This is a genomic window from Streptomyces sp. NPDC056128, from assembly GCF_042263835.1.
Lineage (GTDB): Bacteria > Actinomycetota > Actinomycetes > Streptomycetales > Streptomycetaceae > Streptomyces.
Genome location: NZ_JBHJVQ010000006.1, coordinates 121,698 through 145,867, shown reverse-complemented (window position 1 = coordinate 145,867; position 24,170 = coordinate 121,698). Strand labels below are relative to the sequence as shown.

The following is a 24,170-nucleotide window of genomic DNA, read 5'->3' as shown; positions in this document are numbered from 1 at the left end:
CGGCGTCGGCGGTCAGTTGACCTTGCGCGCGGACGCGCCCCAGAAGCGGTCACGGAGTTCGCGCCGCAGGATCTTGCCGCTGGGGTTGCGGGGGACGTGGTCGGTGAACTCGTAGGCCGCGGGCAGCTTGAAGGCGGCGAGCCGCGTGACGAGGAAGGTGTGGAGGTCGCGGGCGGTGGGTTCGTGTCCTTCGACGGGGACGACGAAGGCGTGGACGCGCTCGCCCCAGCGTTCGTCGGGGGCTCCGACGACGACGGCCTCGGCGACCTGGGGGTGGTGTTCCAGGGCGTTCTCGATCTCCGCCGGGTAGACGTTCTCCCCGGCCACCAGGACGGCGTCCTTGATGCGGTCGTGGATGAAGACGTAGCCGTCCTCGTCGGCGTATCCGGCGTCGCCCGTGTGGATCCAGCCGTCCACCAGGGTCTCGGCCGTCCTGCCCGGCAGCCCCCAGTACTCGACCATCCTGGCCGGGGTGTGCAGGCAGATCTCGCCGACGGCTCCCGGGGGCAGTTCGCGGCCCTGGGTGTCGATCACCTTGCAGCGCACGCCGGGATAGGGGCGTCCGGCCGCCCGCATCAGGGGGCTGCCCGGTACGTGGGCGGCCGGGGGCAGGCAGACGGCGGTGTTGCCGGTCTCGGTGAGCCCGTAGATCTGGGCGAATGCGCAGTCCAGGACGGCGAGGCTCTCCTCCAGCAGACTCTCGGAGATCGGGGAGCCGCCGTACACCGTCTTGCGCAGCGTGGTGAAGTCGCCCGCGTGGACGCCGGGTTCGGCGAGCATCATGCGGAGCATCGCGGGGACGACGCAGGCCGTCGTGACGCCGAGCGTGCGGATGAGGTCGACGGCCTGTCGCGCGGCGAAGGCTCGCAGGACGACGACAGTGGTCCCGGCGTTGAAGTTCTGCGTGGCCCACCACAGGCCGCCGATGTGGAAGCCGGGGATACCGACGAGGGCGATGTCACCCGCCCGCCAGTCGATCCAGTCCAGTCCCGCGCTGTTCAGGGCGGAGCGGATGGCGAAGAAGCTGCGGTGGGCGAGGACCACGCCCTTGGGCAGGCCCGTGGTGCCGCTGGTGTAGAGCTGGGCGACCGGGGTGTCGGCGGTGGCCTCGAAGCCGGTGTCGGTGTCGGGGTGGCCCGCGCGCCATGACTCCGGTTCGCCGAGCCGGAGGACCGTCGCGGGTGGCGGGGTGGGCATGCCGTCGACGACCGGTGCGAACTCGTCCTCCAGGAACAGGAGACGGGTGTGGGAGTCCTGGAGGATGTGGCTCACCTCGGGTGCGGTGAGCCGCCAGTTGACGGGCACCAGGACGGTCCCGGTCTTGGCGCAGGCGAAGAGGATCACGTAGTAGTGCTCGGACTCCCGGCCCAGGTAGGCGACCCGGTCACCGCCGGCCAGTCCGGCTGCCAGGAGCGCGTGGGCGACCCGGTTGCTCTCCCGGTGCAACTGCTCGTAGGTGAGGGTGCGGCCCTCGCAGTGGATGGCGGGTGTGGTGGGCTGCCGGTGCGCGTGGTGACCGGTGGTCCGGGCGAGGGTCCGCGGCTCGGGGTGGTCGAGCCGGTCGGTGCGCATGGTCGTCATCGGTCGCTCACCTCGGGTCCCGGGAGATTGACGAACGCCAGGGCCACCTCGCCGTCGCACCGGCCGCCCGCCGCGTCCCAGTAGCGGTACGAGGTCTCGACGAGCAGGAAGGGGCTGCCGTTGCCCGGCGTGCGGTGTGTGACGGAGTGGATGTCCATCCGTCCGGAGAACGCGCGGGGGTCGAGAGGGCGGCGGAACGTGCCGGTGAGGCGGGCGATGAGGATGTCCGGGAGCCGGCGGCACCAGAAGTCGTCCAGGGTCCAGTCCTTCAGACCGTCGAGCAGTCCCTCCTTGATGGCCTTGGCGACCAGGTAATACATCATCTGGTTGTAGGCGATGTTCGCCTCGACGGAGTTCAGGTGGCCGGTGTCGTCGATGTAGCAGGACTCGCCGATCGCGAACTCGGCTCGCACGAAGGTGGTTTCGGCTTCCGTGCCGACGTGGGCGGTTCTCAGGTACCTGGAGTGGTCCTTGTAGGGGGCCAGGACGCGGGCCAGGAGGGCATCGTCGGTGGCGAACGAGCCGTCGGCGGGGGCTTCGGTGGAGGCTTTGGCAGGGGCGGTCATGAGGTGTGGCTCCCGCCGTGCAGCATGTGCGTGTCGTGGACGGTGACGCGGTGAGACACGGTGGGTTCGGGTGTGGTGGTGTGACGAGCCCGGTGGATGAGGCTGCGGTTGTCCCAGACGAGGAGGTCACCCTTCTCGAAGCTCTGGAGATGGATGTTCTCGTGCCCGAAGGTCTCGTCGAGTTGGCCGGTGGCCTCGAACAGCCGCTTGAGCAGCTCGTCGTCCAGCGGTTCGCCGTCCGCGTTCTCGATCCCGACGGTGAAGCCCTCGCTGACGTAGAGGACGGTCTCGCCGGTGAGGGGGTGGGTGAAGGTGGTCGGCCGGAGTACGGCGGGGGTCCTGGCCTCGATCTCCTCGATGATCTCGGAGATCGGGCGGTAGACGTCGTGCGGGCGGATCTTGAAGTACTTGCGCACCGAGTGCCGGCAGCGGGTGTCCTCGACCTCCTTCCGCAGTTCGGCGGGCAGCTTCTCCCACGCGCGGCCCATGTCGATGAAGTACGTCCCCCGGTTCTGCTCGGGGACGACCTGGGGGTTGATGAGGGTGATGCCGAACGGGTCGGGCATGAACTGGTAGTCCGCGTGCCAGAACTTGCCGGTCTTCGGTACGCCTATCTGCTTGCCGTTCTCCGGGACGTTGGACGAGACGAACACCTCGGGCACCTCGGGGTGCCGGTACATCGGCTCGTAGTACGTCTCCGGGCGCCCCAGCCGCTCGCCGAGCGCGAGGAACTGCCGGGGGGACAGGTCCTGGTCCTTCAGGACGGCGATCTTCTTGGTGTAGACGGCCTGCTTGAGCCGGTCGATGTCGGCCTCGGAGGCGGTGGTGTGGTCGAAGTCCTCCACGGTCGCGCCGAGAAGCGCGCCGGGCTGGTCGGTGATGTGCATCTGGGGTGCCTTTCCTCTGGGGAGTCGTGGCTCGGTGGCCCGGAGTGGGGTCGCCTCAGCCCGTACGTCGGCCGTTCCGCCGGGCGTCGATGAGGTCCGCGGTGCCGCGCAGCGTGAGCGTGGGGCGCAGCTCGCTGTCGTGGACGGTGACGCCGAGGTGGCGCTCGATGCGGATGCTGATGTCGACCATGGTCAGCGAGTCGACGTCGAGTTCCGCGAAGGTCGTCCCGGGCGTGAACCGGTCCGCGGGGACCTCGTGCAGGTTCCGGACGATCTCGACCAGCCGGTCGTAGGTGGGGTTGCTCATGGCGGGCCTTCTTCTGGGTAGGGGTGTGCCGGCGCGGCGAGCCGGGGCCAGGTCAGGACGGAGGAGCCCCAGGTGAGGCCGCCGCCGAAGGCGGTGAGCAGGAGTCGGTCGCCTGGCCGTATCCGGTGCCCGGCGGCGGCGTCGGTCAGGGCCAGCGGGATGGAGGCGGCGCCGGTGTTGCCGACGGTGTCCACGTTGGCCACGCACCGTTCCCGGGGCAGGCCCAGGTCTTCGGCGACGGCGTGCAGGATGCGCAGGTTCGCCTGATGGGGGACGAAGTGGTCGACGTCGTCGGTCTGCCAGCCGGCCCGGGTGAGGGCGGTGCGCGCCGAGGCAGCCATGCGCAGCACGGCGTGGCGGTAGACCTCGCTGCCGCGCATCGCGAAGTGCGTCTCCGCGCGGGCGGTTTTGCCCTTCGCGAAGGGCAGCCTGGAGCCCCCGGCGGCGACTGTGATCAGTTCCTCGTTGGCGCCGTCGCTGCCGAGGTCGAAGTCGCCCAGCGCGCCCGGTTCACCGGAGTGTCCGGCGCGCAGCACCACGGCTCCCGCGCCGTCGCCGAAGATGACGGCGTTGGCCCGGTCCAGCGGGTCGACGATGGTGGAGTACGTGTCGGCGCCGATGAGCAGGACCCGGGTGGCGGTCCGGGAGGCGATCAGGCCGGCGGCGGTGGCGAGCCCGTAGACGAACCCGGTGCAGACGGCGTGCACGTCGAAGGCCGCCACCCCGCCGAGTCCGAGCCGTGCGGCCACCACGGGTGCGGTGGCCGGGCAGGGGCGGTCGGGGGTCGTGGTGGCGACGATCACCGCGTCCACGGAGTCCGTCCCGGCGGATGCCAGGGCGAGCCGGCCGGCGTCGACCGCGAGGTCGGAGGTGGCCTGGCCGGGGGCGACGACACGGCGGCTGCGGATGCCGGTGCGGGTGCGGATCCACTGGTCGTCCGTGTCCAGCCGCTCGGCGAGTTCGGCGTTGGTGACCACACGGGACGGCACCCGTCCGGCCAGTCCGCACAGGACCGCCACCGGTGGGGGCGGGCCGGGAACGCTGCTGGGCACGGCTGATCTCCTGGGGTGGACGGTTCTGGAGGCGGAAAGGCGGCAGGGACGAAGTGACGGAGGGAACGCGGTGGTTCACGGGACGGTGACGGTTCTGCGCGCGGCCGACACCAGCAGCGCTCCGCAGCCGAGTCCCGCCGCGACGGCGAACACGGCGGTGCGTATGCCAGTCAGCAGGGCGTCCTCCTGCGTTCCCTGACCGCTGCCGCCCGCGAGCGCCACCAGCAGGGCGAGGCCCACCGCGGCGCCCACCTGGAGGGTGGTGGAGGCGAGTCCGGACGCCACGCCCTGGTCACCGGCGGGTACTCCGGAACCGGCGGCGATCCACATGCCGGTCCAGGCGGCTCCCTGCCCGAGGCTCAGCAGCAGGATTCCGGGCAGCAGCAGCGCGTACGACCCGTCGGTGCCGAGCGCGAGACCGAGGACCGTCGCCCCCGCCGCGCCCAGTGCCATGCCGGACGCGAGCGTCCGGCGCACGCCCACGACGGCGACGGCGCGCTCTCCCGCCTTCGTGCCGATCGCGGTGACCACGGCGGGGACGAGGAACGCCAGCCCGGTGCCGAACGCTCCATAGCCCCGGACGGTCTGGAAGTACAGGGTCAGGAAGTACGGCAGGGAGCTGAAGGTCGCGCTGTAGAGAGCCGTCGTCGCCATCGCGGCGAGGAGGGCGCGGTGCCTGAAGAGTCTGGCCGGCACCAGCGGGTCGCGCGAACGGGCCTCCACCACGGCGAACAGGGTCAGCAGCAGGGCGGAGAGCGCCGCGATCAGCACGGTCGAGGGGCTGGTCCAGCCCTCCTGGGGAGCGTGGACCAGCAGGAGGACCAGGAGGGTGACGCCCCCGGTCGCCGTGAGCGCGCCCGTCACGTCCAGGCGCCGGGCACCGCCGGGTTGACCGTCCGCCGGGAACAGCGTCCACCCGGCCCAGGCGAGGGCCGCGGCCACGGGCACGTTGACGAGGAAGACCGACGGCCAGCCGAACGCCTCCACCAGCACTCCTCCCAGCAGCGATCCGAAGCACAGGCCGCCCGCGCCGGCCGCTCCCCAGACCGCCAAGGCCCGGTTGCGGGCGGGGCCTTCGGCGTAGATGGTGTTGATCAGGGACAGCGTCGCGGGGAACAGCAGCGCGCCTCCCATCCCCTGCACCGCACGGACCGCGACGAGCACTCCCGCCGACTCCGACAGGGCCCCCACGAGTGAGGAACCGGCGTAGAGCAGTGCCGCCGCGGAGAACGTCCGCCGCCGGCCGAGCAGGTCCGCCGTCCGTCCGCCCAGGAGCAGCAGGCCGCCGGTCGCGACGACGTAGGCGCTCACCACCCACTGGAGGTCGTGGTCGGAGAAGCCGAGGTCTTTTCCCATATCGGGCAGGGCGACGTAGACGATGTTGTAGTCGAGCGCGATGACCAATTGGGCGAAGGCCAGGACGAGCAGGGAAAGCCGCTCACGCATGCGCCGGTCTCCGGTCCCGTTCACCCCGATTCCATCAGGCGGCGGATTTCCGTGATGAGGGCGACCAGTGCGTGGCGCTCCGGAATGGTCGTCTCCGGGTGCCACAGATCCATGAGCAGACAAGTGCGGGGGCGGTCCCCCTCGTTTCGCGCCGTGTGCTCGAAGGAATAGTCGAAGAGCAGGCATGTGCCCTCTTCCCACGAGCGGGTCTCACCGGCCACGGTGATACTGCACCCGTCGGGAATATCCACCGCGAGATGCAAATTGATGCTGAAGTTCCACAGATCGCAGTGCGGGGCGATGACCGCGCCCGGCAGCAGCGTCGAGAAGTGGCACTCCAGGAGCGGGCAGATGACGCCCGTCTCGACGGCTGTGTCCTTCAACGCCTGGTAGGCGGTGGGCACCACGGCCGCCGACTCCTCGACCAGCCGCCCTCCCCGGTACAGGTGGAGGGCCTGCCAGTCCTTCTGGGTGGTGAGGTAGTGCTCGTAGTCGAAGAACGCCTCACGGCGCCCGTGCCAAGCGGAGTTGAGTTCCTCCTTCACCCCCGGATGGGCGGATTCCAGTGCTCTGACGACGGGTGCGATCTCGGGGTATGCGTGGGGATCGTGCCACGGCGTGCGGGAGAGACCGGGAAGAATCCACTTGGCCCCTCGCTGGAGGGGGTGCCTGGATTCCCCTCCCCCGGGCTCCAGCATCTCTTCCACGCGGCGGATCGATTCCGCACCGTACTGTGCGCGCACCGCCGCGAAGGCGTCCGTTATCTCCGGGGTCACCTTTTTCCCTCCCGGCCGCTGTCGCCGCCCTTGAATCTCCGTGCCGTCACACCAGTAGTCGGGCGGGTGGGGGAATCGGTTCCCGCCATATTCGGAGATTCGGTTTCGGGCTCGGTTTCGACGTTGGCTTCGGCTTCGGCATTGGCTTGGGGCTCGGCTTCGACATTGGCTTCGGCGTCGGCCAGCAGGCCGGTCAGCGTCGCGCGGGCGCGGGCCACGCGCGAGCGGACCGTCCCGACGGGGCAGCCGCTCATCGCGGCCACGTCCGCGTAGGGCAGGCCCGCGAGTTGGGTGAGGACGAACGCCCTGCGGCGGTCCGCGGGCAGCGTCTGGAGGAGATCGGCCAGCGCTATCCCGTCGTCGAAGCCGGGCAGGTCTCTCTTCTGGGCGCGCTCGGCCACCGCCTTCCAGTCCTCCGTGTCGCAGAGGCGTGGTCTCGCGGCGGCGTACCGGTGGCTGTCGATCACCGCACGGCGGGCGATGGACAGCAGCCACACCCGTGCCGAGGAGCGGCCTTCGAAACGGTGCAGGCTTCCGAGCGCCCGCACGAAGGTGTCCTGGGCCAGGTCGTCGGCGAGTTGGGGATCGGAGCAGAGCCACGCCACGTAGCGCACGACATCCTGGTGAAGGGCGCGAACGAACTGGTCGACGGCCACCGGATCGCCTCCCCGGGCGGCGAGCGCCCATGCGGTCACCGCCTCGTCGGACGAGATCGACGTCCCGAACGCGGCGCGCCGGGCGGGTTCTTGAAGCGGTAAGGACGGGCGTGGCAGGGCAGGGGTGATCACTCGAGGTCCTTCGCGGTTCGTCCGGGCGGCTCCGGAATGGGTGGGCCGGTCGTACGAGCGGCTGTCGTACGACTGGCTGTCTCACACGACAGCGAAGCCGGACGGAGGCCCACGGGAGGTGATCGGGTCGACGAGGACCAGGCGGTTCGGCGTCCGGTTCGCACCGCGCGCATGCCGGACCAGGGGGTGGCTCAGCACGGCGGTGGAGGTGCCGCGCGGCAGACGCAACGGCACGGCCAGCCATCCGGCGACGGCCCGGAGCAGGTCGAACGCGGCGCGCTCTCCGTGGGCCAGCCAGAGTCCGCACAGTAGCGCGGCGAGGGTGTGGGCGGCCCACATGCCGAACGACGACGAGCCACTCATGTCGTGGCCCGCGCCCGCCATCTCCATGGGCCCGGAGCCCAGATGCACGTGAGCGGAGCCCAAGTGCCCATGGCTGGAGCCCATGTTCATGTGGCCGGCGCCCATGTTCATGTGGCCGACACCCATGTCCATCTGCGCCATGCCCCCGCCGCCAGGCGCAGGCACCGGCACCGACACCGGCGCGGACGGCGTCGGTATCGCCGCGAACGCGCAGTGCAGCACCGTCTGCGCGGCGACCGAGAGCGCGACGACCGCGGGCAGTCCCCGCTCACGATCGGCCACGCACCAGGCCGCGCCCGCCGTGCCACCCAGTCCGGCTCCCGCCGCCCACCAGGGCACGGCGGCCCCGGACATCAGGCTGTGTCCGAGGGCGGCGAGCAGCACGCAGACGGCGGCGAACAGCACAGCCCGTACGAAACGCGCGCACCGCATGCCGCCCTCGGGCGCACGGATCCGCGTCACCCGAGGAAGCGTTCGTGCGCCAACCGTCACGGTGCAGTAGTCGGAGACGTCCACCGGCGGGTTCCCGCCACATCAAGTGGCGTGGGCCACACTCGGGACGGCTCCGGACACCCCCGTCATCTCGTGGGGCTGAGGCCCTCCACGGTCAGGCCGAGCAGGCGGCGCGCCTCGGCCGCGGGGTCGGCGTGGTGCTCCGTGGCCAGGGCGATGCCGGTGACCAGCGTGAGCAGGTCGGTGGGGGTCACGCCCGGCGACACCACGCCCTCCGCCGCGGCGCGCCGCAGCAGCGGCTCGACCGCTCCGCCGAGCTTCGCCGCACAGGCGTTCACATGCTCCGGCTCGACGAGCCTGTCCTGCGCCAGCGCGTCGGCCATGCCCCGCGCGGAGGCGGCGTACTCGGTGAGGGCGCGCAGCCAGTCCAGGAGCGCGGTGCGGGCGTCCTCCGCCTCGGCCGCCTCGACGGCACAGACCCGCAGGGCCTCGATCCGCTCGGCGAACACCGCCTCCAGCAGCGCGCGGCGGCCGGGAAAGTGCCGGCGCACCGTCGCCGAGCCGACGCCGGCGATGCGGGCGATGCGTTCCAGGGACGCGTCGGCGCCGTGTGCGGCGACCTCCTGCTCGGCCACGGCCAGGATCCGCGCGTAGTTGCGCCGTGCGTCCGCGCGCTGGTGATCAGGCATGGCGTCCTCTCGCATTGCTAAATGGCGGGCCCCTCCGTATCGTACCGGGAAGTTAAGTGGCGGGCCCCGCCACTTAGCTGCCGACGAGCCCTACCCGGAGGACACCATGACCACAGATCCCGCACCCGTCCTGGTCACCGGCGCGACCGGCCGACAGGGCGGCGCCACCGCCCGCGCCCTGCTGAAGTCGGGGGTACCGGTCAGGGCGCTGGTCCGCGACCCCTCGACCGACCGGGCGGCGGCGGTCGCGGCACTCGGCGCCGAACTGGTCGTCGGAGACCTGGACGACCTCGACTCCCTGACCCGCGCCGCCGAGGGCGCCCGCGCCGTCTTCTCGGTCCAGATGCCCGACCTCGACGGAGCCGCCTTCGCGGGCGAGGTCGCGCAGGCCACCCGGCTGATCGAGGGCGCCAGGGCGGCCGGGGTGCCCCAGTTCATCCACACGTCGGTCTCCGGCGCCGGGCAGCACACGAGTTGGGTGCAGGGGCGATGGGCCGCGATGGAGCCCTACTACACGGCGAAGGCCGGGATCCAGGACCGCGTCCGCGAGGCCGGCTTCGCCCACTGGACGCTCCTCAAGCCGAGCTTCTTCATGGAGAACTTCCTCCCCGCCGAGGCCATCGTGTTCCCGCGCGGCCTGGAGGGCGGCCTGGTGAGCCTGCTCAAGCCCTCGACCCGGCTGTCCCTGGTCGCCGTCGACGACATCGGCTCGGCCGCTGCCGCCGTCGTGGCCGAGCCCGAGCGTTTCGACGGCGTGGAACTGGAGCTGGCGAGCGACCACCTGACCATGACGGAGATCGCCGGCGTCCTCTCCCGCCACCTCGGCACGACGGTCGCCGCGCCCGACATGAGCGAGGAGGAGGCGGTCGCCGCCGGCATGCCCGACATGGGGTTCGGACAGTCGTCCCTCAACGAGTTCCCGCAGCCCGCGCGCCCCGAGTTCGCGCGGAAGCTGGGCCTGTCCGTCACGTCCTTCGAATCGTGGGTACGGCAGCACATGCCGAGCGCGTTCTGACACCGGAGCGGCGTCCGGGAGAAGCCGGACCGGGCCACTCATTTATACAGGTTTATCTGTACAGCTGAGACTGTGGAAGTTAACCTGTGCGCATGAGCGAGAACCAGTACCTGTCGCCGTCGGCGGTCGAGGCGTCCCGCGAGGTCCGCGCGGTCATCAGACGTCTGCGGCGCCGCATCCTGAAGGCGTCCGAGGCGGAGGACATCACCGTGGGCCAGGCGACCCTCCTCGCGCGGCTGTCCGACCGCGGCGGGGTCACAGCCAGCGAACTCGCCGCCGGCGAAGGGGTGCGGCACCAGTCGATGACGGCGACCATCGCTCCGCTCGCCGCCCTGGGACTGGTGGAGCGGCGGCCCGACCCGGACGACGGGCGGCGCCTGCTGATCACGCTGACCGCCGAGGGCCGGCGCCGGGTCGAAGAGGACCGGCAGGCCCGCAAGGAGTGGCTCGCCGGCCAGTTGCAGGACAGGTGCACGGAGGAAGAGCGCCGGGCGGTGATCGCGGCCATGGCCGTCCTGGAGCGGCTCACCCGTGACTGAGCCGACGGCGGGCCGGACGCGCGACGAGGACCGGCCCGGCTTCAACCGGCGGCTGCTGCCGCCGATGCTGCTGGGTTCGGTCCTCAACCCGATCAACTCGACGATCATCGCCGTCGCCCTCGTCCCCATCGGCAGCGCCCTCGGAGCGCCGGCCTCGCAGACCGCCTGGCTGGTCTCCGCGCTCTACCTGGCCACCTCGCTCGGACAGCCGGTCGTGGGCCGGCTCATCGACCTCTTCGGTCCGCGCAGACTCTTCCTTCTCAGCACCGGCCTCGTCGGCGTCGCCGGGGTCGTCGGCGCCCTGGCACCGAACATCGGCGTACTGATCGCCGCTCGGGTCATGCTCGGCTTCGGCACCTGCGCCGGCTATCCCGCGGCGATGGCACTGCTGCGCGCCGAGGCCGAGCGCACCGGGCGGGACAGTCCCGGCGGGGTGCTGACCGCCCTGGCGGTCGCCAACCAGACCATCGCCGTCGTCGGCCCGCTACTGGGCGGTCTACTGATCGCCGCCGGTGGCTGGCGCACCACGTTCGCGCTGAACGTGCCCCTGGCCGTCGCCGCGGTGGTACTGGGGATGCTGCGCCTGCCCAAGCCGGCCGACGGCGCCGGGCCCCCGCGGCACGGACGGACGGCCGCGCAGCTCGACCTGCCCGGCATGGCGCTGTTCGCCGCGACGCTCGTCTCACTGCTGCTCTTCCTGATGAACCTGCACCTGCGCGACTGGTACCTGTTGGCGATCACCGTCGCCGCGGGTGCGGCCTTCGCGGCACGGGAGCTGCGGGCCGCCACCCCCTTCATCGATCTGCGCGTCCTGGGCGGCAACACCCCGCTGCTGGCCACGTACGGGCGCGCGCTCGTCGCCTACGTCGTCGCGTACGCCTTCCTCTACGGCTTCACCCAGTGGACGGAGGAGGGCTTCGGGCTGTCGCCCTTCCATGCCGGGCTGGCGCAGATCCCGATGTTCCTGCTGGCGATCGGCGTCTCGGTCGTCTCGGGGCGCAGCCGGAGTGTGCGCGGGAAGCTGCTGCTCGGCGCGGCGGGACAGATCGTCGCCTGCGTGCTGATCCTCACGCTCACGGCCGAGAGCCCGCTGTGGATGCTGCTCCTGGTCGCCCTGGTCTTCGGCGTCCCGCAGGGGCTCAACAACCTGGCCTTGCAGAACTCCGTCTACTTCCAGGCCGATCCCGAGCGCACGGCGTCCTCCGCCGGTCTGCTGCGGACCTTCGCGTACGTCGGCTCCATGATCGCCTCTTCCGCGAGCGCGGCGGCCTTCGGGCACCACGCGGACACCGGCGGCATGCACACGCTGGCCTGGGTCATGCTCGGCGCCGGGGTGGTGTATCTCCTGCTGACCGTCTTCGACCGCACTCTGGGCCGCGGGACGGCCCCGGACACCCGGGCGGCGACGTAGCCCGCGGGTCCGGGCCCGGCGCCCTACAGGTCGAGCACGGCGCGGAGGGCGTTGTCGACGAGGGTCTGCCGCTCGGGGCCGATGTTGCCGTGCAGCATGGCGGTCTCGAACCGGGACGCCGAGAGCTGGAGCAGGTTGACGGCCACGGCCGAGGCGTCCACCGGTGCGTCCAGCCGGACACTCATCGCCGTGTCGGGGTGGGCGGCCGGGGCGTGCAGCACCAGGGCGACCACCGCTCCGTACGCCTCCGCGAGTCCGTCGAGGCTGACGACGAGCACCGTGCGCTCGCCCTTGCCGGTGTCGACGTCGAAGACGTCGCCCTTGCGGATCGTCACAGGGCGTCGCCCTCGCCGTCGAGGGCGAGCGGCTGGATCGCGGCCAGCTTCCGGCCGGCGTCGAGGGTCATCTGCCGGCGCACGGCTCTGAGGATGTAGTCGTTCAGCGACGGGGCGTCGGCGGCGGCGTCGCGCAGCTGCTTGTCCATGGCGTCGGGGATGCGCAAGGTGATGGCACTCATGACACCAAATATAGTGGCAGCCTTCTCCGCGGCCCAGCCTCCGGGGCAGACGTACTGGACCACAGGGGCGACGGCGAACCGACGGTCTTCGACGCCGCAACATCGACGACTACGACTTCTGACCAGCGGCGGGCGCGACCCGTCGCCGCGCTCAGCGGACGTCCCCGCCAGGTGCTCCCGGGTTCTGGGAGCCCCCGGCGTTCAGGTGCTGCAAGGCCTCGACCAGCTCCTTGCAGGCCCGTTCCACCGACCGCCGGGTGTTGAGCTGCTCGCTGATCACCGCGGACAGCAGGAGCGCGGTGAGCCCCAGCGTGCCGTTGAACGCCTGGAGTCTCATCAACGTCTCGATGTCACTGAGCCTGCCGAAGGCGCCGACCTCCTCGCGGGCCACGACGGTGGCCATCACCGAGGCGAACAGGGCGCACGGTATGCCGCCCGCCAGCTGGAAGCGCAGCACGGACAGGATCAGCAGGGGGTAGACCAGGAAGAGCACGCTGACCGAGCTGTACATGATCAGCGGGACCAGTACGCAGACGACGACGGTGAGCCCCACGGCCTCGGTCCACCGGGCGGACGGCGGCGGCAGCCGGGCACGGTGCAGGAGGAGCAGCAGCGGCGTGACGAGTACGACGCCCATCGCGTCACCGACCCACCACGCCAGCCAGACGAGCCAGAGGTCGCTCGACGGCAGCTTGTCCGCCAGGACGAGCATCCCGACGCCCAACGCCGAGCTGATCAGCATGGCCGTCAGCGCGCCCAGGAAGACGAGCGTCAGTCCGTCGCGCAGGCGGCTCAGGCTCACGCGGAAACCCACCGCCCGCAGCATCAGGTAGGAGCAGACGGGGGCCGCGGTGTTGCCGGCCACGATCCCGGCGGCCGCGAACCCGGGCCGTCCGAGGGAGACGATGACAAGCAGCGCTCCGAGCGCGATGCCGGGCACGCACCGTGGTCCGAAGAGCAGCAGACAGGCCACCGCGAGGCCGGTGGGCGGCCAGATGGGCGTGACGATCGCCCCGTCGGCGGTCAGCTGCTGCGACAGGCCCAGTCGTCCCGCCGCGTAGTAGAAACCTGCGACGAGCAGCGTCTCGCAGAGGAGGACGACCGGTCGCGGCCATGCACGGATATCCACCACAGAGCCATCAGACACCGGCCCCGCCCGGTCAGCGAGGTGAGAGGTGCCCCGTCCCGCCCTACGGCGTAACGGCGGGTCCGCCATGGCCGACAACGAGTACGGCGGCGTCGTCCTCGTGTCCGATCAGCTCGGCGTTCTTGAGTATGGCGGCCGCGAGGGACTGCGCCTCCATGCCGGCGACGGCCGCGAGGCCCGCCAGCCGCACCACCCTGTCGAGCCCGTCGTCGATGCTGAGGGAGGGCCCCTCCACGACGCCGTCCGTGACCAGGACGAGCACTCCGCCCGCGGCGAGCCGGTACCGGGTCACCGGAAACTCGGCCCCCTCCAGGACGCCCAGCGGCGGCCCACCCTCGTCGTGGCAGACCTCGGCCCTGCCGTCCGCGGTGGCCCGGACACAGGGGATGTGGCCGGCCCGCGCGCTCTCCAGGACGCCGGTGGCCGGGTCGAAGCGGATGAACGTGCAGGTGGCGAAGAGGTCCTTGTTCAGGGACAGGACGAGGTCGTTGGTCCAGGCGAGCAGGTCGCCCGGCTCGCTCGTCACGGAGGCGAGCGCCCGCAGGCCCACGCGGACCTGGCCCATGAAGGCCGCCGCGTCGATGGCATGGCCCTGCACGTCACCGACGGACAGCCCGACCCGGCCGTCGGGCAGCTCGAAGGCGTCGTACCAGTCGCCGCCCACGTTGAGTCCGGCGTACGCGGGCGCGTAGCAGGCGGCCAGATGGAAGCCGGGGACCGTGGGCAGGTCGGCGGGCAGCATGTCGCGTTGCAAGGCGATCGCGAGCTCCACCTGCGACCTGCGCAGCTCGGCCAGCTCCCGGGCCTGAGTGGTCAGCGACGCCAGCCGGGCCAACAGCTCTTCACCGTCAGGTGCGGGACGCTTGCGAAACATCGACCACTCCCGAACCAGAACACCTCCGTACGGGCATCAGCCACCCGCGGGCCTGGCCAGTGCAAGTGTGTCACCCGGCCCGGGGAAGGGCATGTCGGAGGGGGCGCGGGTCGCTGAGCGCGGTCCCCCACCCTAGGAGCGTGTTCCCGCACCCCCCGACCACCCCGCCCCACTCCCCCACGCCCAAGGCAAACGCCGGACACGCCCCGGCGCCCGCAAGGGCGCCCGGTTTCCGTACCCTTGCCGCATGCGTATGCGGCCCACTCTGAGCTGGACCCCGGGGGCGGACCTGCCGCCGGGCACGACGGATCTGGAGCCCGTTGCCGACGCGCTGGGCGCCGGTGGGGTGGTGGTGCTCAGCGGGGCCGGGATCTCTACGGAGTCGGGGATTCCCGACTACCGGGGCGAGGGTGGCAGTCTGAGCCGGCACACGCCGATGACGTACCAGGACTTCACCGGCAGCGCGGCGGCCCGGCGTCGCTACTGGGCCCGCAGTCACCTCGGCTGGCGTACCTTCGGCCGGGCGCGGCCCAACGCCGGGCACCGGTCCGTGGCCGCGTTCGGGGACAGGGGCCTGCTCGCCGGGGTGATCACCCAGAACGTCGACGGTCTGCACCAGGCCGCCGGCAGCGAGGACGTCGTCGAACTGCACGGCAGCCTGGACCGCGTCGTCTGCCTCACCTGCGGCGCGTTCAGCCCGCGCCGCGAACTCGCCCGGCGGCTGGAGGCGGCCAACCCGGGCTTCGAGCCGGTAGCCGCCGGGATCAATCCGGACGGCGACGCCGACCTCACCGACGACCAGGTCGGGGACTTCCGAGTGGTGCCCTGCGCGGTCTGCGGCGGCATCCTCAAACCGGACGTGGTGTTCTTCGGCGAGGCCGTCCCGCCCGCGCGCGTGGAGCTCTGCCGCGAACTGGTCCGGGGTGCCACCTCTCTGCTGGTCCTGGGCTCCTCGCTGACGGTGATGTCGGGGCTGCGGTTCGTCCGCCAGGCGGCCCGCGCCGGGACGCCGGTGCTGATCGTCAACCGGGACCCGACCCGCGGCGACCGGGAGGCCGTCGTACGGGTCGCGCTCCCGCTGGGCGCGGCCCTCACCACCGTGGCCGGCCGGCTCGGCATCGCCGCCGACGACACCGCGACGGCCTGACCGGACCCGTCGAAGTCCCCCACGTCACCCCCTTGACCTCGGTCCCTTCACTCCATAAGGTCCTCGCACCTCACGAGGTACATCGATTAACCAATCGTTAACCGCTTGGTTGGAGACCCCCGCTGTGCGCTCATCGCTGACTCGGCGCGACCTGCTCGCCGCCGGTTCCGGCCTGGCTGCGGCCGTTGCCCTGCCCGCTCTGTCCGGCTGTTCGTCGTTGGCGTCGGCGGACTCCGATCCGGACACCCTCGTCGTCCACACCCAGCTCGGCACGACCGCGCCGGGCTCCCCCACCTACCTCGCGGCCGTCGACCGCTTCCGCGAGGAGAACCCGGGGCTGAAGGTCAAGAACCTCGTCAACGGGGACGACCTCGGCCAGGTGTACGAGACCTCCCGGCTGGCCCGCAAGGAGGCCGACGTCGTGATGGTCAACCTCTACGACAAGACGCTGGCCTGGACGGACGTCGGCGCGACCGTCGACGTCCGCCCCTACCTGGACGACTGGGGGCTGCGCGACCGGGTGCTGCCCGCCGCCCTGGCCGACTGGACCGACGACGAGGGCCGGGTCAGGGCGTTCCCCTACTTCGCCACGAACTGGCCCGTCGCCTACAACCGCGCCCTGCTCGACCGGGCCGGCGTCGACGAGATCCCCACCACGGGGGACGCGTTGATCGCCGCGGCCCGCAAGCTCCGCGCCAAGGGCGTCGCCCCCGTGACCGTGGGCGGCAACGACTGGACCGGGCAGAAGCTGATGGCGCAGATCATCCAGACGTTCCTGTCGCAGGAGGAAGCCCGGCACGTCTACTCCACCGGCGACTTCGGCGGCCGCGGCGCCCGCCGGGGCATCGAGTACTTCACGCATCTGCGCGACGCCGGCGTCTTCGCGGACAAGGCGCAGGGGCTCACGTCCGACTCGATGACCACGCAGTTCAACACCGAGGAGGCGGCGATCCAGTCGGCGATGTCCTCGGCGCTCGCCAAGGTGCCGGAGAAGGTGGCGCTCCACACCGAGGTGGGCGGCTGGCCCCTGGCCGACGGCGCGGCGCACGAGGGTCCGACCGTCATCCGCGCCTACACCCTCATCGGTTTCTGGATCAGCCCCAACGGCGTCCGCAAGATCGAGCAGGTCGAGAAGTTCCTGCGGTTCATGTACCGGCCCGAGACGGTGGCCCGGTTCGTGACGGAGAGCGGCCGGGACATGGCCCTGCGCACGGACGCCGTCAGTACGGACTTCCCCCTCGTGGGGGCGGCCCAGCGGCTCGGTTCCGAGGTGAGCCAGGTCCTCCTCCCCGACGTGTACGTGCCGCCCGCCGCGGCGCAGCCGCTGATCACCGCGACCAGCACGTCCTTCACCCGGGGCACCAGCGCGGCCCGGGTGCGCGCCGCCCTCGAGTCCGCGTACCGGTCCGCATGAACCGCCCGGTCCCCCTCGTATCCGCCCCCCGTACTCCGGGAGTCACCGCATGACGACGCTCACGACGACGCCGGACGGCAGCGCGGCCCGTCGGTCCGCACCCCCGCCCTCCCCCGCCTCCGCTCCGCGCGGGCAACGGCGGCAGGGCGGCACCGTCCTCGCGGTCCCCGCACTCGCGTGGTACCTCGTGTTCATGGTCGGGCCGCTGCTCGCCATCTTCGTGATCGCGGCCCTGCACTGGCCGGGCATGCTCCAGCCGGTGTCCTTCGCGGGCCTCGACAACGTCCGGGTGGTCCTGGACGACCCGGTGTTCTGGGACGCGGTCCGCAACACGGTCGTACAACTGGCCGTCGCCCTGCCCGTGATGATCGTGTGCGCGTACATGCTGGGGTACTACGTCGCCCAACGGCCGCCCGGGCACCGCGTCCTCCGGTACCTGCTCTTCATCCCGGGGCTGATCTCGACGCCCGCGAAGGCGATGGTCTTCTACGCCGCGCTGTCTCCGGACGGCCTGTTCAACGGGGCGTTGACGGGCATCGGCCTGGGTTCGCTCACCGACGCCTGGCTGGCCTCGCCCTCGACGGCGCTGGCGTGTCTGATCGCCCTGGACATCTGGAGCGGCATCGGCTTCACCGCCGTACTGTTCGCGGCCCGGCTGGGCAGTGTGCCGGACGAACTCGGCGAGGCCGCGCAGCTGGACGGGGCGGGGCACTGGCGGACGATGTGGTCGGTGCACTTCCCGGTGATCCGCGACTACGTGGGCGTGGTGACGATGCTCCAGTTCCTGTGGACGCTGTTCGGCTCGGCGCAGCACGTGCTGCTGCTGACGCAGGGCGGTCCGGGGACGTCGTCCACCACCCTGTCGTTTCTCGTCTACCAGAAGGCGTTCATCGCCGCCGACCTCGGCTACAGCCAGACGGTGGGCGTCCTGCTCTTCCTCGCCGGCCTCGTCGGGCTGCTGACGATCCGCCGCGTCTTCCGCCAGAACTACTGATCGGAGCAGCACTCATGAAGCTCGGCAAGCGCTGGCTCCCGGCCCACGTCCTGGTGTGGACGTACGCGGTGCTGCTCGTCGTCCCGCTGTACTACTTCCTCGCCTCGGCGTTCAAGTCGAACGAGGAGATCTTCGCCCACCCCTTCGCCCCGCCCACCTCGCTGGGCCTGGACAACTTCCGGACCGCGTTCGACAGCGCCGACCTGGGGCTCGCGGTGGTCAACTCGGCGCTGGTGACGGTGTTCTCGCTGGCGCTGACGCTGCTGCTGGCGATCCCGGCCGCGTTCGCCCTGGCCCGTTCGACCGGGCGGCTGGCGGGGCTGGTGGAGAAGGTCTTCTCGCTGGGCTTCCTGATCCCGACCTTCGCCGCGCTCTTCCCCACCTTCCTGCTGGCGGCGGCCACCGGGCTGTTCCACACCCGGATCTTCATGGTGCTCTTCCTGCCGGCGACGGCGCTGCCGCTGTCGGTGGTGATCCTGGTGCAGTTCATGCGCACCATCCCGCCGGAGATGGAGGAGGCCGCCCGGCTGGACGGGGCGTCGACCTTCGCGGTGCTGCGCCACGTCTACACGCCGATGTGCCTGCCGGGCATCGCCACGGTGCTGCTGCTGAACTTCCTGACGTTCTGGAACGAGTACCTGTACTCGCTGGTCATCATCGGCCCGGACCCGGCGCAGCGCACGGTCCAGGTGGCGCTGCCCACGCTCAAGTCGATCACCGGCACGGACTACGGCGTCCTGACGGCGGGCACGGTGCTGACCCTGGTGCCGGTGTGGTTCGTCTACACGGTGCTCCAGAAGCGCATGCAGCAGGCCCTGGTCAGCGGGGCGGTGAAGGCGTGAGCGTGTCCAGGGAGCGGCCGGGCCGACGGCCGACGATCAAGGAGGTCGCCGCCGCGGCCGGCGTGTCGACCGCCGCCGTCTCGCAGGCGTTCAACAACAAGGGCCGGCTCTCCGAGGCGACCCGCCGCCGCATCCTCGACGCCGCGCTGGAGCTGGGGTGGAGCCCCAACGCCCCGGCGGCGGCGCTGCGCAACGCCCGTACCCGAAGCCTGGCCCTGGTGGTCCGGCGCCCCACCGACGTGCTGGGCTCCGACCCGCACTTCAGCGAGCTGATCACTGGTATAGAGGGCGAGCTGGCGCCGCGCGCCTACGGTCTGCTGCTGCACCTGGTGAGCGGTCACCGTGAGGAGTACGCGCTCTACGAACGGCTCGCGGCCGAGGGCCGGGTGGACGGGGCCGTGCTCACCGACGCCCGCGACGAGGACGCCCGTCCCGCCCTGCTGGCCCGGCTGGGGCTGCCCGCGGTGCTGCTGGGCGCGCCGGACGGCACGGCCGTGGTGCCGCGGGTCGGCCTGCGGGACCAGGGGGCGGGGATCGCCGAGGCCGTCGCGCATCTGCTGGCGCTCGGCCACCGGCGTATCGCCTACGTCAGCGGGCCACCGGAGCTGCAGCACACCCGGGTGCGCCGGGCCGCCTTCGAGGACGCCCTGCGCGAGGCCGGGCTGCGTCCCTTCGCGGTCCTGCCGACCGACTTCAGCGAGCGGCACGCCGTCGGAGCCACCGAGGCGCTGCTCGCGGCGGACGACCGGCCCACCGCGCTGGTGTACGCGAACGACTCGATGGCGGTGTGCGGCATCGGCACCGCGCAGCGCGCCGGGCTGGCCGTCCCCCGGGACGTGTCCGTGGTCGGCTACGACAACCTGCCGCTCGGCAGCTGGCTCCACCCCCGGCTGACCACGGTCGACCAGCAGGTGCAGCGGGTCGGCGCGGCAGCCGCCCGCATGCTGCTGGCCCTGTGCGGTGAGCCGGTCGAGGAGACCGGCCTGGACGGGCGGCCGCGGCTGGTCGTCCGTGAGTCCACGGGCCCCGCCCCGCCCGGGGACGGCGCCTCGGGTCAGGACCCCGGCTGACCTCACGGCCGCGCCGCACCCGCGGCCACGCACCACCCGAACCCCACCACGCGAGAAGGACCATGCGACGCGACAGCGCCCAGCTCACCCACCAGCCCGCCGTCCTGCCCTGGCTCGGCGCCAACTTCTGGTCCCGCACCGGCGGTCCGCTGATGTGGCGCAACTACGACCCGAAGACCGTCCGCGAGGAACTGCGCGTTCTGGGCGACCACGGCCTGAACATGACCCGGTCGTTCTTCTACTGGCCGGACTTCCACCCGGAGCCGGACCGCGTCGACGACGAACTGTGCGCGCGGTTCGAGGACTTCCTCGACGCCCACCTCGAAGCGGGCATGGGGACGGTGCCGACGTTCATCGTCGGCCACATGTCCGGTGAGAACTGGGACCCGGCCTGGCGCGGCAACCGCGACCTGTACGAGGACGTGTGGATGGTCGGCCGCCAGGCGTGGTTCGTCTCCCGCATGGCGCGCCGCTTCAAGGACCACCCGGCGGTCACGGGCTGGCTGATCACCAACGAGATGCCCGGCTACGGTCGGATCTACCAGGTGGACCCGCCGTCGGCCGACGTGGTGACCGCCTGGGCCCAGGCCATGTGCAACGCGGTGCGCGCGACCGGCGCGACGCAGCCGGTGTCGCTGGGCGACGGGGCGTGGGGCATCGAGGTCACCGGCCGCGACAACGGCTTCTCGCTGCGGGAGACCGCCGAGTACGTCGACTTCGTGGGCCCGCACGTGTACCGCTCCGACACCGACCGGCCGCGGCAGCACTACCGCGCGGCCTTCGAGTGCGAGCTGGCCGCGGTGACCGGGCAGCCCGTGGTGCTGGAGGAGTTCGGGCTGTCCACCGACACCGTCTCGGCCGCCAACGCGGGCCATTTCTACCGCCAGACCCTGCACAACTCGCTGCTGGGCGGCGCCACCGGCTGGATCGCGTGGAACAACACCGACTACGACGACCTGTGGGACCAGTCCCCCTACGACCACCACCCCTTCGAGATGCACTTCGGCATCACCGACTCCACGGGCGCGCCCAAGGAACCGCTGCGGGAGCTGGCCGCCTTCGCCGACGTGCTGAAGGCCGTGGACTTCCCGAACTGCGCCCGGACGGAGGCCGACGCCGCGCTGGTGGTGCCCGCCTTCCTGGAACGCGGCTACCCGTACAGCCGCCCCGCCGACCGGCCGCTCATCTTCACGTCCCTGCACCAGGGTTACGTCACCGCGCGCGCCGCCGACCTCCCCGTCGCCCTCACCCGCGAGGCCGACGGGCTGCCCGGCGAGGCGTCGCTCTACCTGCTGCCCGCGACCCGGCAGCTCACCACCCGCACCCGCCGGGAGCTGGCCCGCCGGGCCGCCGACGGCGCCACCGTGTACCTGTCGTTCTGCTCCGGCGAGCACCCGGGCACGCGCGGCCCCTGGTTCGACGACCTGGACGGGCTCTTCGGAGTGGAGCTGCAGTTGTCCTACGGCGTCGCCGAGCCGATCGAGGACGACGTGCTGGAGATGACGTTCACCGAGGACTTCGGCGGCCTGCGCGCCGGAGAGGTGCTGCGCTTCCCGGTCGCGGGCAACGAGGACAGTCGCGCCTATCTGCCCGTGGTGCCGCGGGCGGGCCGGGTCGTCGCCGTGGACGCGCACGGCCGGCCCGCGCTGGTCGTGCACGAGACCGGCACGGGCCGTACCGTGCTGGCCACCTATCCGCTGGAGCACATGGCGGCCCGGACGGCGCGCGTCAACCCGGACGTCACACACCGGCTGTACGCCGCGCTGGCGCGGGTGTCGGGCGCGCGGCGGCCCGTCACGGTGGCCGATCCGCACGTCTCGGCGGACGTCGTCGCGCACGCGGACGGCCGCCGCTTCGTCTGGCTGGTCAGTCAGAGCGACGGGCCGCTGGTGGTCCGTCCGGAGACCGACGGGAAGCTGCACGGCCTGGCCGACGGCGGACCCGTGGAGGACGTACGGATCGACGCGTACGGCGTCGCCGTCCTGGAGCTGCGATGACCGTCCCCCGCTATCGCGACCCGGCGGCGCCGGTGCCGGAACGCGTCCGCGACCTGCTGGACCGCATGACCCTGCCGGAGAAGGTGGGCCAGCTCAACCAGCGCATGTACGGCTGGCACGCCTACGAGCGCGGCCCGGACGGTCACCGCCTCACGGACGCGTTCCGCGAGGAGGTCGCCGCCTTCGACGGCATGGGCGCGCTGTACGGACTCCAGCGGGCGGACGCCTGGTCCGGCGTCCGCTTCGAGGACGGCCTGGACGCCCGGGACGGCGCCCTGACGGCGGCGGCCGTGCAGCGGCACGTCAGGGACAACACCCGGCTGGGCATTCCCGTCCTGCTGGTGGAGGAGATGCCGCACGGCCACCAGGCGCTGGACGGCACGGTGCTGCCGGTCAACCTGGCGGCCGGCGCCACCTGGGATCCGGAGCTGTACGCGGAGGCGGTGGCCGGCGCGGGCGCCGAACTGCGGGCCCGGGGCGCGCACGTCGCCCTGGTGTCCGCGCTGGACCTCGTACGTGATCCGCGCTGGGGGCGCAGCGAGGAGTGCTTCGCCGAGGACCCGTACCTCGCGGCACGGATGACCGAGGCCCTGGTCGAGGGTGCGCGGCGGGCGGGTGTCACCGTGGTCCTGAAGCACTTCGCCGGCCAGGGCGCCACGGTCGGCGGGCGCAACAGCGCGGCGACGGAGCTGGGCCACCGCGAGCTGCACGAGATCCACCTCGCGGCGGCCCGGGCCGGTGTGGCTGCGGGCGCGGCCGGGGTGATGGCCGCCTACAACGAGTTCGACGGCGTGCCGTGTGTGGCCAACCGGTATCTGCTGACCGAACTGCTGCGCGACGAGTGGGGCTTCGACGGTGTCGTGATGGCGGACGGCACGGCGATCGACCGGCTGGTGCGGCTGACGGGTGACCCCGCGTCGGCCGCGGCCCGGGCCTTGGACGCCGGCTGCGACCTGGGTCTGTGGGACGACTGCTTCCCCCGGCTGGGCGAGGCCGTGGAGCGGGGGCTGGTGTCCGAGGGGGTATTGGACGCCGCGGTGGCGCGGGTGCTGACGCTGAAGTTCCGCCTCGGTCTGTTCGAGCGGCCGGGGCCCGCGGACCGGCCCGGGAGCCCCGGCCGGCCGGACCTCGGCGGCTTGGGCGAGCGGATCGCCCGTGCCTCGGTGACGCTGCTCGCGCACGAGGGCGGGGTCCTGCCGCTGTCCCGGGCCGCGCGGCGGATCGCGGTGCTCGGGCCCAACGCGGATTCCGTCGCCCAGCAGATCGGCGACTACACGGCACCGCAGCGGCCCGGTGACGGCGTCACCGTCCTGGACGGCATCCGTGCCGCCGTCACGCCCGGCACCGAAGTGGGGTACGCCCGTGGGTGCGAGCTGGTGGGGGACGACCTGTCGCGGGTGCCCGAGGCCGTGACACTGGCCGCCGGCTCCGACGTCGCCGTGCTGGTGCTGGGCGGTTCCAGTGCCCGGACCGCCGACACCGCCTTCGAGGAGAACGGGGCGGCCGTCACCGGGGCGGGAGCACCGTCCGGCATGACGTGCGGTGAGGGCGTCGACCTGGCGGACCTGACCCTGCCGCCTGCGCAGCGGGCCCTGCTGGCGGCGGTGTCGGCGACCGGGACGCCGGTCGTGGTGGTGCTGGTGCAGGGCCGGCCGCACGCCCTGCCCGAGGTCGACGCACCCGTCTCGGCGGTGCTGAGCACCTGGTATCCGGGACCGCGGGGCGGGCGTGCCGTGGCCGAGGTGCTGTTCGGCGACGTCGAGCCGCGCGGGCGGCTGCCGGTGTCCGTGCCCCGCTCGGCCGCCCAACTGCCCGTCTTCTACAACGGCAAGGACCACCGCTACCGGGGCTACGTCGACCAGAGCGCGACGCCCCGCCACGCCTTCGGGCACGGACTGTCGTACACGAGCGTCGAGTACGGAGCGCCGCGCCTGTCGCGGGCCCGGGTCCCCGTGGACGCGCCCCGCCTGACCTGCCGGGTCGCCGTCCGCAACACCGGGCCGCGGCCGGCCGACGAGACCGTGCAGCTCTACCTGCGCCGGGTGTCGGGAGGCACGTCCTGGCCGCGCGTGCGCGAGCTGCGGGGATTCGTCCGCCTGCGCCTCGCGCCGGGCGAGCGGGCCGACGCGGTCTTCGAAGTGGACGCCGCCACGCTGGCGTCCGTGGGGCGCGACCTGCGCCTTGCCGTCGAGCAGGGGGTCGTCGAGCTGGAGACGGGACCGGCGTCCGACCGCACCCAGGGGGCGCGTCTGGAGATCACCGACTCGGAATCGAACGCAACTTAGGCTAGCCTTC

23 protein-coding genes and 1 pseudogene are annotated in these 24,170 nt (G+C 72.1%); 10 read left to right on the top strand and 14 right to left on the bottom strand.

Annotated elements, in window-relative coordinates:
• Positions 1 to 12 precede the first annotated feature (12 nt).
• The 10 genes and pseudogenes from ACFC1X_RS15375 to ACFC1X_RS15330 form a co-directional block, all read right to left on the bottom strand.
• Positions 13 to 1,572, bottom strand: coding sequence for a long-chain-fatty-acid--CoA ligase (locus ACFC1X_RS15375; RefSeq protein WP_376353788.1), 1,560 nt, complete (start codon positions 1,570 to 1,572; stop codon positions 13 to 15).
• Positions 1,573 to 1,577: 5 nt separating this feature from the next.
• Positions 1,578 to 2,147, bottom strand: coding sequence for an FcoT family thioesterase (locus ACFC1X_RS15370; protein WP_376353361.1), 570 nt, complete (start codon positions 2,145 to 2,147; stop codon positions 1,578 to 1,580).
• Positions 2,144 to 3,034: a TauD/TfdA dioxygenase family protein gene (locus ACFC1X_RS15365; RefSeq protein WP_376353358.1), complete on the bottom strand. Its 891-nt coding sequence runs from the start codon at positions 3,032 to 3,034 to the stop codon at positions 2,144 to 2,146. Before ACFC1X_RS15365 ends, ACFC1X_RS15370 begins: the two co-directional genes overlap by 4 nt.
• Before the next feature lie 55 nt (positions 3,035 to 3,089).
• Positions 3,090 to 3,341 (bottom strand): acyl carrier protein, encoded by a 252-nt coding sequence (locus ACFC1X_RS15360; RefSeq protein ID WP_376353355.1) that lies wholly within the window; start codon positions 3,339 to 3,341, stop codon positions 3,090 to 3,092.
• Positions 3,338 to 4,393 carry a beta-ketoacyl-ACP synthase III gene (locus tag ACFC1X_RS15355; protein WP_376353352.1) on the bottom strand — a complete coding sequence of 352 codons (1,056 nt, stop codon included), beginning with the start codon at positions 4,391 to 4,393 and terminating at the stop codon, positions 3,338 to 3,340. Before ACFC1X_RS15355 ends, ACFC1X_RS15360 begins: the two co-directional genes overlap by 4 nt.
• 75 nt (positions 4,394 to 4,468) lie before the next feature.
• Positions 4,469 to 5,839: an MFS transporter gene (locus tag ACFC1X_RS15350; RefSeq protein ID WP_376353349.1), complete on the bottom strand. Its 1,371-nt coding sequence runs from the start codon at positions 5,837 to 5,839 to the stop codon at positions 4,469 to 4,471.
• Between the two features lie 20 nt (positions 5,840 to 5,859).
• A complete protein-coding gene (locus ACFC1X_RS15345; protein ID WP_376353346.1) occupies positions 5,860 to 6,384 on the bottom strand; it encodes an aspartyl/asparaginyl beta-hydroxylase domain-containing protein in 525 nt (174 codons plus the stop codon).
• Between the two features lie 395 nt (positions 6,385 to 6,779).
• Positions 6,780 to 7,403: pseudogene (locus ACFC1X_RS15340) on the bottom strand (sigma-70 family RNA polymerase sigma factor); the annotation flags it as partial.
• An 81-nt stretch (positions 7,404 to 7,484) separates the two neighbouring features.
• On the bottom strand, positions 7,485 to 8,228 hold the full coding sequence (locus ACFC1X_RS15335; RefSeq protein ID WP_376353343.1) for a hypothetical protein: 744 nt from the start codon (positions 8,226 to 8,228) through the stop codon (positions 7,485 to 7,487).
• A gap of 116 nt (positions 8,229 to 8,344) precedes the next feature.
• Positions 8,345 to 8,908 carry a TetR/AcrR family transcriptional regulator gene (locus tag ACFC1X_RS15330; RefSeq protein WP_376353341.1) on the bottom strand — a complete coding sequence of 188 codons (564 nt, stop codon included), beginning with the start codon at positions 8,906 to 8,908 and terminating at the stop codon, positions 8,345 to 8,347.
• A gap of 106 nt (positions 8,909 to 9,014) precedes the next feature.
• Here ACFC1X_RS15330 and ACFC1X_RS15325 point away from each other — a divergent pair, with 106 nt between their 5' ends.
• The 3 genes from ACFC1X_RS15325 (at position 9,015) to ACFC1X_RS15315 (ending at position 11,873) form a co-directional block, all read left to right on the top strand.
• Positions 9,015 to 9,923 (top strand): NmrA/HSCARG family protein, encoded by a 909-nt coding sequence (locus tag ACFC1X_RS15325; protein ID WP_376353339.1) that lies wholly within the window; start codon positions 9,015 to 9,017, stop codon positions 9,921 to 9,923.
• A gap of 92 nt (positions 9,924 to 10,015) precedes the next feature.
• The gene (locus ACFC1X_RS15320) at positions 10,016 to 10,462 is read left to right on the top strand and encodes a MarR family winged helix-turn-helix transcriptional regulator (protein ID WP_376353336.1); all 447 of its coding nucleotides are present in this window, start codon (positions 10,016 to 10,018) and stop codon (positions 10,460 to 10,462) included.
• 64 nt (positions 10,463 to 10,526) lie between these two features.
• Positions 10,527 to 11,873 (top strand): MFS transporter, encoded by a 1,347-nt coding sequence (locus tag ACFC1X_RS15315; protein ID WP_376353785.1) that lies wholly within the window; start codon positions 10,527 to 10,529, stop codon positions 11,871 to 11,873.
• Positions 11,874 to 11,896: 23 nt separating this feature from the next.
• Here the strand turns inward: ACFC1X_RS15315 and ACFC1X_RS15310 are convergent, their stop codons facing one another.
• The 4 genes from ACFC1X_RS15310 to ACFC1X_RS15295 all read right to left on the bottom strand — a co-directional run bounded on the left by ACFC1X_RS15310 (position 11,897) and on the right by ACFC1X_RS15295 (position 14,411).
• The gene (locus ACFC1X_RS15310) at positions 11,897 to 12,208 is read right to left on the bottom strand and encodes a hypothetical protein (RefSeq protein WP_376353334.1); all 312 of its coding nucleotides are present in this window, start codon (positions 12,206 to 12,208) and stop codon (positions 11,897 to 11,899) included.
• Complete coding sequence (locus ACFC1X_RS15305) at positions 12,205 to 12,390, bottom strand: hypothetical protein (RefSeq protein WP_376353331.1); 186 nt, start codon at positions 12,388 to 12,390, stop codon at positions 12,205 to 12,207. Before ACFC1X_RS15305 ends, ACFC1X_RS15310 begins: the two co-directional genes overlap by 4 nt.
• A 151-nt stretch (positions 12,391 to 12,541) precedes the next feature.
• Complete coding sequence (locus tag ACFC1X_RS15300) at positions 12,542 to 13,522, bottom strand: MASE1 domain-containing protein (protein WP_376353330.1); 981 nt, start codon at positions 13,520 to 13,522, stop codon at positions 12,542 to 12,544.
• 58 nt (positions 13,523 to 13,580) lie between these two features.
• Complete coding sequence (locus ACFC1X_RS15295) at positions 13,581 to 14,411, bottom strand: PP2C family protein-serine/threonine phosphatase (protein WP_376353327.1); 831 nt, start codon at positions 14,409 to 14,411, stop codon at positions 13,581 to 13,583.
• Positions 14,412 to 14,658: 247 nt separating this feature from the next.
• Between ACFC1X_RS15295 and ACFC1X_RS15290 the strand changes: the two genes are divergently transcribed.
• The 7 genes from ACFC1X_RS15290 (at position 14,659) to ACFC1X_RS15260 (ending at position 24,160) form a co-directional block, all read left to right on the top strand.
• A complete protein-coding gene (locus tag ACFC1X_RS15290) occupies positions 14,659 to 15,558 on the top strand; it encodes an NAD-dependent protein deacetylase (protein WP_376353325.1) in 900 nt (299 codons plus the stop codon).
• Positions 15,559 to 15,682: 124 nt separating this feature from the next.
• Positions 15,683 to 16,972, top strand: coding sequence for an ABC transporter substrate-binding protein (locus tag ACFC1X_RS15285; protein WP_376353322.1), 1,290 nt, complete (start codon positions 15,683 to 15,685; stop codon positions 16,970 to 16,972).
• 49 nt (positions 16,973 to 17,021) lie between these two features.
• Positions 17,022 to 17,966, top strand: a complete 945-nt coding sequence (locus tag ACFC1X_RS15280; protein ID WP_376353319.1) for a carbohydrate ABC transporter permease — start codon at positions 17,022 to 17,024, stop codon at positions 17,964 to 17,966.
• 14 nt (positions 17,967 to 17,980) lie between these two features.
• Positions 17,981 to 18,808 (top strand): carbohydrate ABC transporter permease, encoded by an 828-nt coding sequence (locus ACFC1X_RS15275; RefSeq protein ID WP_376353318.1) that lies wholly within the window; start codon positions 17,981 to 17,983, stop codon positions 18,806 to 18,808.
• Complete coding sequence (locus ACFC1X_RS15270) at positions 18,805 to 19,878, top strand: LacI family DNA-binding transcriptional regulator (RefSeq protein WP_376353316.1); 1,074 nt, start codon at positions 18,805 to 18,807, stop codon at positions 19,876 to 19,878. The genes ACFC1X_RS15275 and ACFC1X_RS15270 overlap by 4 nt, the downstream gene beginning before the upstream one ends.
• 62 nt (positions 19,879 to 19,940) lie before the next feature.
• Entirely contained in the window at positions 19,941 to 21,875 is a 1,935-nt protein-coding gene (locus tag ACFC1X_RS15265) for a cellulase family glycosylhydrolase (protein WP_376353313.1), read from the top strand.
• Positions 21,872 to 24,160 carry a glycoside hydrolase family 3 N-terminal domain-containing protein gene (locus ACFC1X_RS15260; protein WP_376353311.1) on the top strand — a complete coding sequence of 763 codons (2,289 nt, stop codon included), beginning with the start codon at positions 21,872 to 21,874 and terminating at the stop codon, positions 24,158 to 24,160. The genes ACFC1X_RS15265 and ACFC1X_RS15260 overlap by 4 nt, the downstream gene beginning before the upstream one ends.
• Positions 24,161 to 24,170 lie beyond the last annotated feature (10 nt).